Here is a 15,775-nt window from a genome sequence, read left to right on the forward strand (position 1 = left end):
GATTTTTGTGGATTTTAAAGAACATATCAGGGTCATTCCTGACTTCCCTCAGCCTGGGATCAGTTTTAAGGATATTACAACTTTACTGAACGACGGTGATGCATACCGTAAGTCTATTGATGAGTTGAAGCAACTTGTGAGTGACTTGAAGATTGATCTGATTGCTGGTCCCGAGGCTCGTGGGTTTGTGGTTGGCGCTCCCCTGGCTTATGCTCTTGGCGTAGGGTTCGTTCCGATTCGTAAAAGCGGGAAGCTGCCATACAAGACCATCGAGGTCGAATATGATCTGGAGTATGGTAAGGACCGGCTGGCTATGCATAGTGATGCAGTTAAGCCGGGGCAAAATGTGCTGATTGCCGATGACTTGCTGGCAACGGGCGGAACGATATCTACCTCGGTAAATCTCGTTCGGCAGTTGGGTGGCAACGTTGTGGGTACTGCGTTTCTAATTGAGCTAAGCGAGTTGAATGGTCGCGAGAAGCTGCAAGGCATCGATGTATTCTCACTGCTGACTTATTAAGCCCAATAGTAGATCATGATGTGAGGGAAATGATCGGGAATCTGTTTGAATGTAAAAAAAGAGAGAAGGGTACTGCCCCAAAGCGAAAGGCTTTGGGGCAGTACCCTTTATGAGTTTGAGCTCGAATTTAGTGAGCAGCTTCATCCTTGTCATTGCTGAGCCCAAGCACCTGAATCAGCTTGAACAACAGGCTCATCACAATGCCTACGATGGTCGCCAGCGCCATACCTTTGAGTTCAACATCGCCCATAGTCAGCTTTGTTCCACTCAAACCAATGACCAGAACGATGGTCGCCAGCAGCATGTTGGTTGGCTTGGAGAAGTCAACCTTCTGCTCCACGAAGATACGCAAGCCGGATGCGGCGATGACGCCGAAGAGCAAGAGCGATACACCGCCCATGACCGGAGGCGGAATTACAGCGATGATGGCTGAGAATTTGCCAGAGAAGGAGAGCAGAATAGCGAAAACTGCAGCTCCGCCGATGACGAAGATTGAGTATACACGGGTCAATGCCATGACGCCGATATTCTCCCCGTAGGTGGTATTAGGCGTGGAGCCAACAAAGCCGGACAAAATGGTAGAGATCCCGTTCCCCATCAGGGAGCGGTGCAGTCCGGGATCCTTGGACAAATCTTTGCCAACAATGTTGCTGGTCACCAGGAGATGGCCGATATGCTCAACGATAACAACCAGCGCCACAGGAATAATGGTAATGATCGCGGACAGACTCCATTGCGGGGTAGTGACCGTAGGCAGTGTAAACCACTTGGCAGCCGCGATGGCACCCGTATCGACTTCTTTCATAAAATAAGCTAACACATAACCGACCACGATCCCGATCAGGATATGAATAATTTTGGGAAACCCGCGGAACAGCACGGCGCCGAACATGGTAACTCCAAGCGTCACCAGCGAAAGGGTAATATGCTTGGGATCAGGAGACCAGGCCTCCCCGGGATTGCTACTGATCCAACCTGCCATACCGGCGGCTACGGGGATAAGCTCCAGCCCGATCAGAGCCACGATGGCCCCCATGGCTGCCGGAGGGAAGACGACATCAATCCAGCTTGTACCGGCATATTTGATAAACAAGGCAACCAGCAGGAAGATGAGACCTGTAATGATGAACGCACCCAGCGCCATCGCATATCCACCATCCGGATTGTTTGCAATTACCATGCTTACAGGCGAGATGAAAGCAAAGCTGGAGCCAAGGTAGGCCGGAATTTTCCCCTTACAGATTAAGATGTAAAGCAGGGTACCTATCCCGTTCATCAGCAAAATCATGCCGGGATTGACGCCAAAAATATTTGGAACCAGCACGGTACTGCCGAACATCGCAAATAGATGCTGCAGGCTTAAGAGCGCGCCCGGTCCGACAGGAACCTTTTCATTAACTTGAATTTCACGTTGCAACACGTTCACTCCTCTGAATATGACGATCAAGATAACTATCCTTACTAGATTAATGACATTGTCGCCATTTTTCAACAGAAAATTCATGAACATTGATGTAAGGACTCCATTCCGAGGGGATGTCCGCACCGAAGGGGCAACCCAAGAGTTGACGGGAGAGGGTGCAAGAGTCATAATTATAGAAAATCAAAATAAGGCGATTTATGCTCTTCTGTGCGTTTTTTTAGAATATTTTCATATAGAAAGGAATCAACAGGATCACCATGGGCATTGAGCAATTACTCGAAAAGGCATCTGCCTATATAAAGGAACCGGACCTGGAGCGCATTCGGGAAGCGTACGAGTTTGCGGATCAAGCCCATCACGGACAACTCCGCAAATCCGGAGAACCTTATATTCTTCATCCCCTGGCCGTAGCAGACATTGTAGTGGGCATGCAGATGGATGTGCTGTCGGTCATTGCAGCTTTGCTTCATGACGTGGTCGAAGATACTACGGTGTCCTTGAAGGAGATACAAGAGCGATTTGGTGGAGATTGTGCTTTGCTGGTAGATGGGCTGACCAAGCTGGAACGAATTAAATTTCGGTCCAAGGAGGAGCAGCAGAACGAGAACTACCGCAAAATGTTCATCGCCATGGCTCAGGACATTCGCGTTATCGTCATCAAGCTGGCGGACCGCTTGCACAATATGCGGACGCTCAAATATCAATCGGAAGAAAGCCAGCGTCGGATTGCTTACGAAACGCTGGAGATTTTCTGTCCAATTGCCAATCGGCTCGGGATTTCTGCGATTCGGTGGGAGATGGAAGATATCGCCCTGAGATATTTGAACCCACAGCAGTATTACCGGATTGCCAACCTGATGCGCAAGAAGCGCGCAGAACGTGAAGAATACATCAAGAATGTGATTGACCGGATTGCGGAAAAGCTTGATGAAATGGGAGTTCAGGCTGATTTATCTGGTCGTCCGAAGCATATTTATAGCGTTTACCGGAAAATGACGATGAAGAACAAGCAGTTCAATGAGATTTATGATCTGCTGGCCATTCGCATTATCGTCGATAATATTAAGGATTGTTATGCGACCCTGGGAATCATCCATACCCTATGGAAACCGATGCCAGGGCGTTTCAAGGATTATATCGCGATGCCGAAGGCGAATATGTACCAATCTCTTCATACGACGGTGGTCGGCCCGAACGGGGAACCTACAGAAGTACAAATTCGTACCTGGGAGATGCACCGTACAGCCGAATACGGGATTGCAGCGCACTGGGCTTACAAGGAAGGAACCGATACCGGCGGTCTGGAGAACAAAATTACGTTCTTCAGCGAGATTCTTGAGCTGCAGCATGAGGCGAAGGATGCTTCGGAGTTTGTGGAATCACTCAAGATGGACTTCTTCTCCGATCTCGTGTTTGTATTTACCCCTTCAGGTGAGGTTATTGAGTTGCCTGCTGGCTCTGTACCGCTGGACTTTGCTTACCGCATCCATACCGAGGTGGGGAATCGCACGATCGGGGCCAAGGTCAACGGTCGAATCGTGCCGCTGGACCATCGGCTAAAGACCGGGGATATCGTGGAGATTCTGACTTCCAAGCATTCTTACGGACCAAGTCAAGACTGGCTGAAGATAGCCCAGTCGTCTCATGCTCGCAGCAAAATCAAGCAATGGTTCAAGAAGGAGAAGCGCGAGGAGAATGTAGAGAAGGGCCGCGATGCGATCGAACGGGAATTGAAGCGTGCCGGGATCGAGCCTTCGCAATGGATGTCAGAGGATAAGCTGCTGGAAGCGGCCAAGAAGTTCACCTTTAATGATGTAGATGATATGTTGTCCGCAATAGGCTTCGGTGGGATTACGGCTGCTCAGATCGTCACCAAGCTGACGGAGAAGCTGCGTAAGGAGCAGGAAGAAGCGGCAGGGCATATCGAGCTTACTTCAGAGGTGAAGGAGGTCAAGAGCCAACAGGAGGAACGACGCCGTCCAACCAACGGAGTAGTGGTGAAGGGCATCGATAATCTTCTTGTGCGTTTTGCCAGATGCTGCAATCCGGTACCGGGAGATGAAATCGTAGGCTACATTACCCGTGGCCGCGGGGTATCGGTCCATCGCAGTGACTGTACAAACATTCCAGGTATTCATGATGGTGAGGAAGCCGCACGAATTATTGATGTGGAATGGGAAACTGCGATTGAAGCGAACTACAGTGTGGATATCGAGATTACCGGTCATGAACGCCGCAACTTCCTGAACGAGGTGCTGCAAGCGGTGGCGGAGAGCAAGACGAATATTTCAGCGGTATCTGGCCGCTTGGACAAAAATAAAATGGCTTTGGTGCATATGACGATCCTGATTCGCAATACGGATCATCTGCAATCTGTAGTGGAGAAGATCAAGCGGGTGAAGGACGTTTATACGGTGCACCGGATTATGCAATAAGTTACGCGGAAAGGATTCGGGAACGATGAGAGTAGTTGTGCAACGCTGCCGGGAGGCCCAGGTGAACGTGTCGGGACAAACGGTGGGCTCAATCGGTAAGGGGCTGATGCTGCTTGTTGGCATTACCCATAAGGATACGGAGCAGGATGCTGCTTATTTAGCTGATAAGGTTGCTGGCTTACGGATTTTTGAGGATGAGGTTGGCAAGCTGAATTTGGGTGTGACAGAGATTGATGGAGCTATTCTGTCGGTGTCGCAATTTACCTTGTATGCTGATAGCCGTAAGGGAAGAAGGCCCAACTTCATGGCTGCTGCCCGCCCGGAAGTCGCCGAGCCGTTATACGAGAGGTTTAACGAACTGCTTCGAGATAAGGGCTTAACCGTGGAAACGGGGATATTCGGTGCCGAAATGGACGTAAAGTTGACGAACTGGGGACCCGTGACCCTGATTATAGACAGTCCTTCATCAACTTTGCTGGTGTGAGCATAAGCAAAGGTAGAAAGAGCATGTTGCATGATGATGATGCAGCATGCTCTTTGCTATTGGGAGGAGGGGAATTATCCTAACCGAATAGTAAGGCTTCTTTGGGGCAAGCTGAAGACGAAGTAAGATTCAGAAGAAGCATCCATGCTACGAAGGAGCTTGAATTATGCGCCAATCCGCGAAATCCCGAGATTGGCAGGTCATTCCGCTGGTTGATGCGGGAGGCCTGGCCGAAGCACGGAGCTTGGCCCGTCTGGCTGCTCCGGAACAATTTGAGATGATCCCGCGCGAGGTAAAACCCTCCGGGGAGTGGCTTCCACGACCGGGAAGCTAGTGTTCGGGAGCCCAGAGGGCTCTTTTTTGGATTAGAACGCAAAAATTACTTCTAACCTGACATAAAGTCCATCGTTTAGGGTAATAACAACCTAAGAGACCCCGTGTTTCTTGAGCGATGAATCTCAAAGAAAAGGAGTGATTGGTATGACGAGGCATATTCAGGCATATTTCAGGACAGAGGATAAGGTGGAGGGTGCGCGTTTAAGCTTGCTCCCGTTTGAGGTCGAGCAAGTGGAGACGGGGTATGCAGAGGATGGCCTGAGTGAAAATGACAGAATTCGCTTTCCCTTCCTTCCAGTAAATACTGGGGGAGCTTCCGGAGCTACGGGCGCCAATGTAGGGAACCAGGGTGCGGTTCCACTGCCAGGAACCATTCGTGAAGGGCAAGGTGCTCTGCCCGGGCTGGCGGTAGCAGGATTAACCGTAAATGAACGAGATAATGAAGAGCTTGCGCAGAGGGATAACCGGGAAGAAGAGGAACCTCGCGGAGATGTGAATCCCGATGATTTAAAATATGTGCTTAGCGCCAAGGTCAAGGAGCATGAGTACGAGGAAATTGTAAAGAAATTACGCGATCAGGGAGCTTATATATCTGACCTGTAATATAACTGTAATATTAGATTCATGTTCCTTTAACATTGCCTGTATATAATAACAGCATGACCCCCTTTTAATATAGTATCTTTTGGACCTGCACCCCGTTGGTGTCAGGTCTTTTTTCTTTGGCCCGCTTTTTTCGTGATACATAGGCTTGACTTTAGTGCGGTGGTTGCATACAATCATAAAATAACAGTTCATGTAACAGTAAATCATGATTCGATGACGGGACAAAGTAATTCAACCCCACACCTACAGAGAGGAATCCCATGCCTTGGCAGGTAGCTGCATGAGCAATAGACGATGCAGGCTAATAAGCATAAGGCAGGCTGGAAGGATTCCGGTGATGATTGAACGAAGGACTTCCCTGAGAACCGGCGGCGAAATAAGCAATTAGAGTAGACGCGCGGCGTAGGCGGGCGATAACCGCTTCAAGCGAATTTGTTCTCCCTAGGGCTGGGGGCAAATTCGGAATGTGGGTGGCACCACGGGTGAATCGTATAATCGGTCTCCCGTCCCTGTTTGTTTGATACAAACAGGGACGGGAGTTTTTTATTTTGCTGAGCTGATTAATGGATGGAGGATGAGGGAGATGGCTTTTCAAAAACCGACGGGTACCCAGGATCTACTCCCGGGCTTTGTTGAGAAATGGCAGTTTGCAGAGGAGAAGGCCAGAGATTTATGCCGCCGGTTCAATTACCGGGAGATTCGTACCCCGATCTTCGAACAGACTTCGCTATTCGAACGTGGTGTAGGAGAAACGACGGATATCGTTGAGAAGGAAATGTATACTTTCCTAGATAAAGGTGATCGCAGTATGACGCTTCGTCCTGAAGGGACGGCAGGCGTGGTTCGTTCCTACGTGGAGAACAAGCTGTACGGGGAGCCGGATGTGAGCAAGCTGTATTATATCGGGCCTATGTTCCGGTATGAGCGGCCTCAAGCGGGACGACAACGTCAGTTCCATCAGTTCGGAGTTGAAGCCTTCGGAGCGACAGATCCTGCGATTGATGCGGAAGTGGTAGCTTTAGGTTACCAGTATTGCCGTGAGTTGGGACTTCAGGGCGTAAAGGTAGAGATCAATTCCGTTGGCAATCCAGAGAGCCGGGCAGCTTACCGGGAGAAGCTTCTGTCCTTCCTGCTGCCAATGAAGGACAGCTTGTGCAAGGACTGTCAGGCCCGGATGGAGCGTAATCCACTGCGGGTACTGGACTGCAAAGTAGACCAGGAGAAGTTCGTAAACGCTCCTTCGATACTGGAAAGTCTGGATGAAGAGTGTACAGCTCATTTTGCCAGAGTACAGGAACTGCTAAGCGCTATGGAAGTGGATTATGTCATTAATCCGAGACTGGTGCGGGGCTTGGATTATTACACGCATACTGCGTTTGAATATAAAGCTGAAGGCATCGGTGCCATTGATACCATTGGCGGCGGTGGCCGGTACAATGGATTGGTGGCCGAGGTTGGGGGCCCTGATCAGCCGGGGATCGGAATGGCACTTGGGCTGGAACGGATCGCTCTCATTCTGGAGAAGCAGGAAATTGCTCTTGGCGAGGCCAAACCGCTCGACGTGTATCTGGTGGCTTTGGGTGAGTCGGCTGACAAAGAGATTACAACTCAAATCTTCCGATTGCGGCAAGCAGGCTTCTCTGCCGAGCGAGATTATCTTGGACGTAAGATGAAGGCGCAGATGAAGTCTGCGGACCGGATGCAGGCTCGCTATACAGCGATTCTGGGCGACGACGAATTAGCTCGTGGCGAAATTGCCCTTAAGTCCATGGAGAGTGGAGAGCAGCGTACGGTGAAGCTGACCGACCTGGTTAATGAATTAAATTAAACTATACACATAAAGGAGAATTTACATGAAAAGAACGCATCAATGCGGCGTGCTCAGCACAGCCAACATCGGAGAAACCGTTACATTAAACGGCTGGGTGCAAACAAGACGCGATTTGGGGGGCGTATTGTTTATTGATCTGCGTGATCGCAGTGGCATCGTGCAAGTCGTCTTCAACCCGGCCTATTCGGGCGAAGCGCTACAAATTGCTGATAAAGTGCGCAGCGAATACGTGCTTGCCGTAACGGGCAAAGTGGTAGAGCGGGATGCAGAGACGGTGAACCCGAACTTGCCAACAGGGCAAATTGAAGTGCAAATCACAGAGATCGAAGTGCTGAACGCAGCCAAGACTCCGCCATTCTTCATTGAAGACGGTGTTGAGGTCGATGAATCCCTGCGTTTGAAATATCGTTACCTGGACTTGCGTCGTCCGGAAATGCAACAAACATTACGCCTTCGTTCCAAGGCAGCTAAGGTGTTCCGTGACTTCCTCGATGGAGAAGGATTTGTTGAAGTAGAAACTCCAATTCTGACGAAAAGCTCGCCGGAAGGCGCTCGTGACTATTTGGTACCAAGTCGGGTACATCCAGGAGAATTCTTCGCACTTCCACAATCTCCGCAATTGTACAAGCAATTGTTGATGGTCAGCGGAGTAGAACGCTATTATCAAATCGCTCGTTGCTTCCGGGATGAGGACTTGCGTGCAGACCGTCAGCCGGAGTTCACTCAGGTCGATATTGAAACTTCCTTCCTGTCTCGTGACGAGTTACTGGACATGATGGAGAAGCTCGTTGTTCGTCTCTTTAAGGAAACCAAGGGCGTCGACATTGAAACACCGTTCCAACGCTTGAGCTATGCCGATGCTATTGGCAAATACGGCTCTGACAAGCCGGATCTGCGCTTTGGTCTGGAACTGGTTAATGTCAGTGATCTGGTTGCTGGAAGCGGAGTTAAGGTCTTTGCTTCGGTAGTAGAAAAAGGCGGAGAGGTTAAAGTGCTTAATGCCAAAGGCTGCGGTACATGGAGCCGCAAGGACATCGACGATCTGGGTCCTTACGCAGCTCGCTATGGTGCCAAAGGGCTGGCCTGGATTCAAGTGAAGGAAGGCGAGTTCCGTGGTCCAATCGTGAAGTTCTTCACGGAAGAGGAAATTGCCACTATTAAGGAACGTACCGGAGCGGAAGAAGGCGATCTGCTGTTATTCTCCGCAGATAACAAGAAGGTCGTTGCGGATGTGTTGGGCGCATTACGTCTGAAAATCGGCCGTCAACTTGGCTTGATCGACGACAATGTGTATAAGTTTGCCTGGGTGGTGGACTTCCCTCTGCTGGGCTGGGATGAAGAGCAGAAACGTTATGTGGCAGAGCATCATCCGTTTACCCGGCCACGTGAGGAAGATCTGGCGTTGTTCGACACCGATCCAGGGAAGATTCTTGCTCAAGCCTATGACCTCGTACTGAATGGTTATGAAGTAGGCGGCGGTTCCATGCGGATTTACAAACGCGAGGTACAGGAGCAAATGTTCAAAGCTATCGGTCTTTCACCTGAAGAAGCTCAGGATAAATTCGGCTATCTGATGGATGCCTTCGAATATGGTACGCCGCCGCACGGCGGGATTGCCTTTGGCTTCGACCGTCTTGTTATGCTGTTAACGGGCCGTTCCAACCTGCGTGAAACGATTGCGTTCCCGAAAACAGCCAGCGCTACGGACTTGCTCATGAATGCCCCTTCCGAGGTGGATGCGCCACAGTTGGAGCAATTGCATATCAAGCTTGCCGTTAAATCGGCTGAAGCCAAGAAATGATGCCTCAGGAGGTGCGATAGAATATGCTTCATCAGTTTTCACGGACCGAACTTGCCATTGGCGTTGAGGGCTTGGATGTTTTGAAGAAGAGCACGGTAGCTGTCCTGGGGATTGGCGGTGTGGGTGCGATGGCCGTGGAAGGATTGGCCCGTACCGGCATCGGCCGCATCATTCTGATTGACAAGGACGTTGTGGACATTACGAACATTAACCGGCAAATTCACGCATTGACCACGACGGTTGGCCAGAAGAAAGCCGATTTGATGTGTGAACGAATCAAGCTGATCAATCCTGAATGCGAAACGATTGCACTGAACATGTTCTATACAGAGGAGACTTACGAGGAACTGTTCAAGTACGATATCGATTATGTTCTGGATGCTTCAGACACGATTATTTACAAGGTTCATTTGATCAAGGAATGTCTGAGACGCAAGATTCCGATCTTGTCTAGCATGGGCGCGGCCAATAAGATGGACCCCACCAAGTTCCAGGTAACGGACATTTCCAAGACTCATATGGACCCCATGGCCCGGGTCATCCGGCACAAGCTGCGGGAGCAGGGGATTAAGAAAGGAGTTAAGGTCGTCTTCTCGACCGAGACTCCGGTGAAACCTCGTGCCGACGTAACGGAGAAAATTGCCCCGGCGGGCGCCAAAATTCGCAAAGCGAAGCAACCTCCGGCCAGCAATTCCTTTGTTCCACCTGTGGTTGGACTCATTATGGTCAGCGTGGCTGTACGTGAGCTCCTGGAACGTGGCGGAGTACGAGTGTAACGCTCCTGTACCCAATTTTTTTAACACGCACAAAAGAAGCGCAGAATCGATGGATGTCATCGGCTCTGCGCTTTTTCACGTGTTAGAAAATAAATGTGCGGTGCGCTTTCATTAGTGGTATAATGAAGCTCCTTTTGCTTCAAAGCCGAACAGGAATGGAGCATAACACGAAACCTTAGGAGGCAACTGAAATATGGAACATTTTCAAAGTGCCTATCAAGAAGAGGTAGCGCGGCTTGACCGCACCCTAGAGGAGATAGACAAGCAACTGCAACGATTGCGGGGAATTCCGGTGTATACGGGGCAGGACTTTACGGAGCAATTGCTGGAAGAGAACCGGGAGAATCAACGGAAGCAACTGGAGCAATCGGTGCGCGAGCCGTATTTTGGCCGACTGGATTTCGAGGAGAAGGGAAAGGGCAAAACCCCGTTATATATTGGTAAGGTAGGAGTGGGCGACCCTGAGGGCAAGGAGCCGATTGTAATTGATTGGCGAGCTCCGGCGGCTAGTCTGTTCTATTCGTTTACCGGCGGGGATGATGCGGCATATACGGCACCTGAGGGCGTAATTGAAGGACTTGTGTATCTGAAGCGGAATATCGTTATTCGTAAAGGTATTCTGGACCGGGTAGCCGATACGTATAATCGGGAAAGTGAGGGTCCGGCGGTTTCGGATGAATTCCTCGTTTACCGGTTAGGTGAGAACAAGGATAACCGCCTGCGTGATATCGTCTCGACCATCCAGGCAGAGCAGGACAAAATCATTCGTGCGGCTAAAAATACGGCGTTGATTATTCAAGGGGTGGCCGGGAGTGGGAAGACGACTGTGGCGCTACATCGGCTGGCTTTTTTATTGTATCAGTACAAGGAGCAGATCCGTGCGGAACGGATGGTTATCTTCGCTCCGAATCATATGTTCATCGATTATATCTCCGATGTATTGCCTGAGCTTGGGGTTGGCGATATTCAACAGAGCACATTCAGTGATTGGGCAGGCAAGGTCCTGGAGCTAGGAGAAATAGAGCTGGATGGTTCGGACGTATTGTCTGGTTGGTTCGATGCTGCTGATCCCAAGGAGGTCCGGAAGGAAGAGGAGCTGCCAGGCCGCTTCAAGGGCTCGATGGCTTTTAAGGAGATTATTGATGACGCCGTGGCCAGCCTGGAGTCTAGTTGTGTGCCGGAGGGAGACTTTGAGCCTTGGGATGGAGCAAGGTTGTCTCGCGAGGAAATTATCGGCTGGTTTGAAGGCGAATATCGGCATTACCCGGTAGCGCTCCGCAAGGAACGGGTACTTGCGCGTATTCATCGCTGGATTGAGATGCGTCTTAAGCATTCACCTTCGGCGGCTGCACTGAAGGAACGTAAGAAGAAGGCCCAGCAGAGGGAGAAGAGCTACGCCAAGAAGTGGCCTGAATTGACACCCCTTAGCTTGTATAAGGAAATGTTCCAAGCTGGCAAGGGAAGTAATAAGGCGGCAGGATTGGTTGATGTGAAGCATCGTATTCCTGCAGGCATTTTAAAAGATACACAGGCTCGGCTGAAGAAAAATGTGGTAAGGGAAGAGGAGCTGCCCGCCTTATTGTATCTATATACGTTGATTCATGAGATAGACGGTAAGCTGACATTTGACCATGTGGTCATTGATGAAGCGCAGGACTTCTCTCCTTTTCAGGTCTATGTGCTGGATCGCTTCGTGAAGGGACATTCCTTCACCATTCTCGGGGACTTGTCGCAAGGCATCCATTACTACAAAGGGGTGCGTCGCTGGGAGGAGATGAGCAGCTTGTTTGGGCCGGAGGATACGGCTTATTTCGCGCTGACCCGGAGCTACCGTTCGACGATGGAAATTATTCAGTTCGCGAATGAAATTTTACAGCGGGGGGTTGAGGCAGATTTACTGGCCGTGCCCGTGTTCCGCAGCGGAGAGCCGGTGCGGCTCTTGAAGGCTGTTGGGGATGATCGCCCAGAGGTGCTTCGCCAGATACTGGATGAGGCTTTGGCAGGTACCATCCGCACGGCGGCAGTGTTGACTCGCACGATGCAGGATGCCAAGAACCTGCATGCCGAGCTCGTTGCTGACGGCGTTAATGCCAACCTGATCGATGGCGAGCTCAGAGAATATGCTGGCGGGGTATCTGTACTGCCGGTCTATCTCTCCAAGGGTCTGGAATTTGATGCGGTCATCGTAACTGATGTGGATGCCAGTCATTATGGGGCTAATGATGCCAAATTGCTCTATGTTGGATGCACCCGGGCGTTGCATGTCCTGTGGCTCCTGCATGGCGAGACATTGCCCCCTTACGTAGCTGGATAAACGTCGTCTTCGATGAAGTCCTCCAGAAAGCGGTCTGCCTTGCTCTGATTGCAGAGGTTACACGCACAGACACAGTTGATAGGGGTGGTATGGCCGCCCTTGGCTTTGGGGAGCAAGTGATCGATGGTATCCCCGTATTCACCGCAGAAGAAGCAGGTATAGTTGTCCCGGTTCAGAATGTAACGGCGAAACGCCTTGTTGGTGTAAAGACGGCGGATCGTAAATGGATTAACAATGACCGCCATATGCTCACGGACGAGCGTAACAGCAAGCTCAAGGTCGACCTCTTGTTGCCACCGTCTGCCTTTGTCGGTCCGTCCACGCATGCGAATCATCCCGTTCTTGTTCGGGCGAAGGGTCCGCACGTCAGGACCCTCAACTCTCGGCGGGGGCGCGGGCAGCGCCCGCTTGATCCGGCGCTTGGGCGCGGCATGTACACCTGCCGCGTTGCGGGCAACAAGCTGAGCTTCGCCAGCGTTGTTCTCGCCCTCTTGCAAGGCCGTGGCCGTGCTGCGAGCCAGGGCAGTCGTCTCTGCCCCGGCTTTGCTTCTGCGGCGTTTCCGCTTGCGCTTGCGTGGCGGCTTCACTACTGGTGGAGTCGTATCCGCGCCAGCGGCCTCAGCGCCAGTTACAGGGGCTTGCGGTAGCGTGGTGGTCACACCTGCGTTGAGCAGGTCATGGACACCTTGCTCGCTGCTTTGCGGCCTGGCAGCATAATCAGCCTCGGTGCTGTACTTGTCCATCGCCGTGGCTTGCCGTTTGCGTTCCGCACGGCAGGTACGGCAGGCCCCGCGGCGTTCTCCCTTGCCGGAGCGCTTGCCTGTACGACGAAGAAACTCGCCTACGGGTTTCGTTTTGCCGCAATAGGCGCATATTTTAACGGCCTTTGCCGGAGTGCTTGCCTGCTTTGATTGCTGAGTCAAAAAAGTCACCTCTTATTCAAGCGAACTGTGAAGACATGCTTCTATTATAACCTTCGCCAGGCCCACACTCCACATTCCATACTTGCCTTGCAGCAGCTTGGCTTGATCCTGGTCAGGTATATGCCAAAGAAGCCCCCTTAAGAAAAGACCCTTGCAGGGATGTTTCCCTGCTAGTCAATTTCGATTACGGAAGGGCTTCTTTTATTTTTCTATGCATATATGTGCTATTCAGTCACGGTGGCGGGCTGTTGAAGCGAGCGCACCTTGGTTACAATTTTGCGTATACTCTCTTCGGATAGATGATAGCTTGTAGCCAAATCGCCTACGGTACTGCCACTGCGGTATTGCCGATAAATCTCCTCATTCCGGTTCGCAATAGAATTCCGGGTGCCGCTGAGTTCGCCCCATAAGGCTCGTGAGCGGTTCGGCTTGGGGATATAGAGTAATTCTCCCTGAATGTAATTTTGTAGCTCTTGCAGTAACCTAGGGGGAAGAACATCCTTCCCATTTTTGTAGTTCACGATCATGTGCCTCCTTATTTCGTGGTCCGTGTTCTGTTGCCGCAATTACGATATAAGTCAACATGGCCGTAAATCCCCCTTTCGGTTTTTTGCTTGCGTTTATCTTAACATAGGCTCAGGAAAAACAAAATAAGGGGAGCTGTTCCCAGCCCCCCGCTTGTATCGGGTTTCCGCTTACGCGGAAACCACCTCACTCACTGAAATCACTTCGATCAGCCCCCTTTCACGTGATTCGTCGGCCCGACAACTATATTAACTCATATCTGCCATAAAGAAGAAAGCGAAAGAACGACTATAAGTGTTTTTTACTCCGGGATAACGGTTAGTTCAATCGATGTAGATGTGCTAGAATAAATAGGGTTATCCTATGCTATGGAATATGTAACAATCAAGGAAGTGACTAAACGTGGATTTATTTTCTTACCAAGAAGACAAAGGAACGGCGGGGCGACTACTGGCTGATCGGATGCGTCCAACCTCGCTGGATGAATATATTGGGCAGGAGCATATTGTAGGTCCAGGCAAGCTATTGCGCCGGGCTATTGAGGCGGATCAGGTATCTTCCATCTTGCTGTATGGCCCTCCCGGCTGCGGTAAGACAACACTGGCCCATATTATTTCAGCGCATACCAAGGCGGAATTTATTCGTCTGAATGCGGTCGATGCCTCAGTCAAGGACGTTCGGGAAGTGATTGAGAAGGCGCATAATGATAAAGCTTTTTACGGGACAAAAACGATATTGTTCCTCGACGAGGTACATCGCTTTAATAGCTCAAGGCAGGATGCGTTGCTGCCTGCGGTGGAGAAGGGGACGATTATATTTATTGGAGCGACGACGGAGAATCCGTTCCATTATGTAAATGGGGCCTTGATGAGCCGCTCTACGTTGTTTCAGCTCGAATCTCTCACCAAGGAGCATTCGCTCATGGCCATGCGGCGGGCTCTGTTGGACACGGAGAAGGGGCTGGGATTCATGCCGCTTACCGTGGATGAAGAGGCGCTGCTGCATATTGCGGCCATGGCCAACGGTGATATTCGCCGGGCGCTGAATGCGCTGGAACTAGCTGCTATGACGACCCCGCCGCAATCGGACGGTACGGTGCATGTTACCCTGGAGGTGGCGGAAGAATCGATTCGACGTCCGCTGGTCAAGGCGGATGAATCTACGCAATATGATGTGTTGTCTGCGTTCCACAAGAGTATTCGTGGCTCCAGCGATGCGGCTGTGTTCTGGTTCTTGTATGCCGTAGAGAAGCTGGGTATGGACCCGATGACGTTTATCCGTCGCTTGATTGCGGCCAGTAGCGAGGATATCGGTCTGGCGAATCCACAAGCCTTGGTGCAAGCGGTCAGCGCCCTGGATGCTTACCGAAATAACGGCTGGCCCGAAGCCCGTCTCAATGTGGTGCAAGCCATTCTATTCGCGGTAGAGAGTCCTAAGTCGGATGGGGTCGTAACGACCATCGGCAAGGCCCTGGCTGCTATCGAGGAGATCACTTCTGCCGAGGTGCCGCTACATTTGCGGGACACGCACTATAAGGGAGCGATGAAGCTGGGGCATGAAGGTTATAAGTACCCGCATGACTATCCGGGGCATTATGTACAGCAGGAGTATCTGCCGAAGCGGCTTGCTGGTCGTACCTTCTATAACGCCACGGAACAGGGGAATGAAGCGAAGATCAAGCATAATCAGGAACTACGGCGCAAATCGAAATAGAAAGATCAAATAAGGCCCCTTCCCGGTATGGTTTAGGCTAAACCATACCGGGAAGGGGCCTCTTACTAAATTTTAATTTTCATCTAAA

Annotated in this window: 13 protein-coding genes; 10 read left to right on the forward strand and 3 right to left on the reverse strand. The window is 50.9% G+C overall.

Translation table 11 applies throughout. From position 1 onward, the window contains the following. The first annotated feature begins 7 nt into the window (after positions 1 to 7). On the forward strand, positions 8 to 520 hold the full coding sequence (locus AC1VOR_RS05975; protein WP_059051870.1) for an adenine phosphoribosyltransferase: 513 nt from the start codon (positions 8 to 10) through the stop codon (positions 518 to 520). A 127-nt stretch (positions 521 to 647) separates the two neighbouring features. On the opposite strand, the gene uraA is transcribed toward AC1VOR_RS05975, so the two are convergent. Continuing rightward, on the reverse strand, positions 648 to 1,937 hold the full coding sequence (gene uraA, locus AC1VOR_RS05980) for a uracil permease (protein ID WP_482617643.1): 1,290 nt from the start codon (positions 1,935 to 1,937) through the stop codon (positions 648 to 650). 263 nt (positions 1,938 to 2,200) lie between these two features. On the opposite strand from uraA, the gene AC1VOR_RS05985 reads away from it, so the two are divergent. The 8 genes from AC1VOR_RS05985 to AC1VOR_RS06020 all read left to right on the forward strand — a co-directional run bounded on the left by AC1VOR_RS05985 (position 2,201) and on the right by AC1VOR_RS06020 (position 12,526). Next, a complete protein-coding gene (locus tag AC1VOR_RS05985; protein WP_482616475.1) occupies positions 2,201 to 4,378 on the forward strand; it encodes a RelA/SpoT family protein in 2,178 nt (725 codons plus the stop codon). Positions 4,379 to 4,403: 25 nt separating this feature from the next. Next, positions 4,404 to 4,862, forward strand: coding sequence for a D-aminoacyl-tRNA deacylase (dtd, locus tag AC1VOR_RS05990; RefSeq protein ID WP_482616477.1), 459 nt, complete (start codon positions 4,404 to 4,406; stop codon positions 4,860 to 4,862). A gap of 166 nt (positions 4,863 to 5,028) precedes the next feature. After that, entirely contained in the window at positions 5,029 to 5,196 is a 168-nt protein-coding gene (locus tag AC1VOR_RS05995; protein ID WP_482616478.1) for a hypothetical protein, read from the forward strand. Positions 5,197 to 5,342: 146 nt separating this feature from the next. After that, complete coding sequence (locus tag AC1VOR_RS06000) at positions 5,343 to 5,801, forward strand: hypothetical protein (RefSeq protein ID WP_482616479.1); 459 nt, start codon at positions 5,343 to 5,345, stop codon at positions 5,799 to 5,801. Between the two features lie 586 nt (positions 5,802 to 6,387). Further along, entirely contained in the window at positions 6,388 to 7,632 is a 1,245-nt protein-coding gene (hisS, locus tag AC1VOR_RS06005; RefSeq protein WP_482616480.1) for a histidine--tRNA ligase, read from the forward strand. Between the two features lie 25 nt (positions 7,633 to 7,657). Then, positions 7,658 to 9,436: an aspartate--tRNA ligase gene (gene aspS / locus AC1VOR_RS06010; RefSeq protein ID WP_482616481.1), complete on the forward strand. Its 1,779-nt coding sequence runs from the start codon at positions 7,658 to 7,660 to the stop codon at positions 9,434 to 9,436. Positions 9,437 to 9,459: 23 nt separating this feature from the next. After that, positions 9,460 to 10,212, forward strand: coding sequence for a tRNA threonylcarbamoyladenosine dehydratase (locus AC1VOR_RS06015; RefSeq protein WP_482616482.1), 753 nt, complete (start codon positions 9,460 to 9,462; stop codon positions 10,210 to 10,212). Between the two features lie 193 nt (positions 10,213 to 10,405). Further along, a complete protein-coding gene (locus tag AC1VOR_RS06020) occupies positions 10,406 to 12,526 on the forward strand; it encodes a HelD family protein (RefSeq protein WP_482616483.1) in 2,121 nt (706 codons plus the stop codon). On the opposite strand, the gene AC1VOR_RS06025 is transcribed toward AC1VOR_RS06020, so the two are convergent. Together AC1VOR_RS06025 and AC1VOR_RS06030 are read right to left on the reverse strand one after the other, a co-directional pair. After that, on the reverse strand, positions 12,511 to 13,449 hold the full coding sequence (locus tag AC1VOR_RS06025) for an HNH endonuclease (protein WP_482616485.1): 939 nt from the start codon (positions 13,447 to 13,449) through the stop codon (positions 12,511 to 12,513). The two genes, AC1VOR_RS06020 and AC1VOR_RS06025, sit on opposite strands and share 16 nt — an antisense overlap. 224 nt (positions 13,450 to 13,673) lie before the next feature. After that, the gene (locus AC1VOR_RS06030; protein ID WP_482616487.1) at positions 13,674 to 13,976 is read right to left on the reverse strand and encodes a CD3324 family protein; all 303 of its coding nucleotides are present in this window, start codon (positions 13,974 to 13,976) and stop codon (positions 13,674 to 13,676) included. A gap of 400 nt (positions 13,977 to 14,376) precedes the next feature. On the opposite strand from AC1VOR_RS06030, the gene AC1VOR_RS06035 reads away from it, so the two are divergent. Beyond that, a complete protein-coding gene (locus AC1VOR_RS06035) occupies positions 14,377 to 15,687 on the forward strand; it encodes a replication-associated recombination protein A (RefSeq protein WP_482616489.1) in 1,311 nt (436 codons plus the stop codon). Positions 15,688 to 15,775: the final 88 nt, after the last annotated feature.

The sequence above is a fragment of the Paenibacillus sp. 1SOY10 genome (assembly GCF_056836745.1).

What these genes read in the sequence shown, in the direction of transcription:
- AC1VOR_RS05995 (WP_482616478.1), top strand. Translation starts at nt 5,029, where the DNA reads ATGCGCCAATCCGCGAAATCCCGAGATTGGCAGGTCATTCCGCTGGTT.
- hisS (WP_482616480.1), top strand. Translation starts at nt 6,388, where the DNA reads ATGGCTTTTCAAAAACCGACGGGTACCCAGGATCTACTCCCGGGCTTT.
- AC1VOR_RS06030 (WP_482616487.1), bottom strand. Translation starts at nt 13,976, where the DNA reads ATGATCGTGAACTACAAAAATGGGAAGGATGTTCTTCCCCCTAGGTTA.
- AC1VOR_RS06015 (WP_482616482.1), top strand. Translation starts at nt 9,460, where the DNA reads ATGCTTCATCAGTTTTCACGGACCGAACTTGCCATTGGCGTTGAGGGC.
- dtd (WP_482616477.1), top strand. Translation starts at nt 4,404, where the DNA reads ATGAGAGTAGTTGTGCAACGCTGCCGGGAGGCCCAGGTGAACGTGTCG.
- aspS (WP_482616481.1), top strand. Translation starts at nt 7,658, where the DNA reads ATGAAAAGAACGCATCAATGCGGCGTGCTCAGCACAGCCAACATCGGA.
- AC1VOR_RS06020 (WP_482616483.1), top strand. Translation starts at nt 10,406, where the DNA reads ATGGAACATTTTCAAAGTGCCTATCAAGAAGAGGTAGCGCGGCTTGAC.
- AC1VOR_RS06000 (WP_482616479.1), top strand. Translation starts at nt 5,343, where the DNA reads ATGACGAGGCATATTCAGGCATATTTCAGGACAGAGGATAAGGTGGAG.
- AC1VOR_RS05985 (WP_482616475.1), top strand. Translation starts at nt 2,201, where the DNA reads ATGGGCATTGAGCAATTACTCGAAAAGGCATCTGCCTATATAAAGGAA.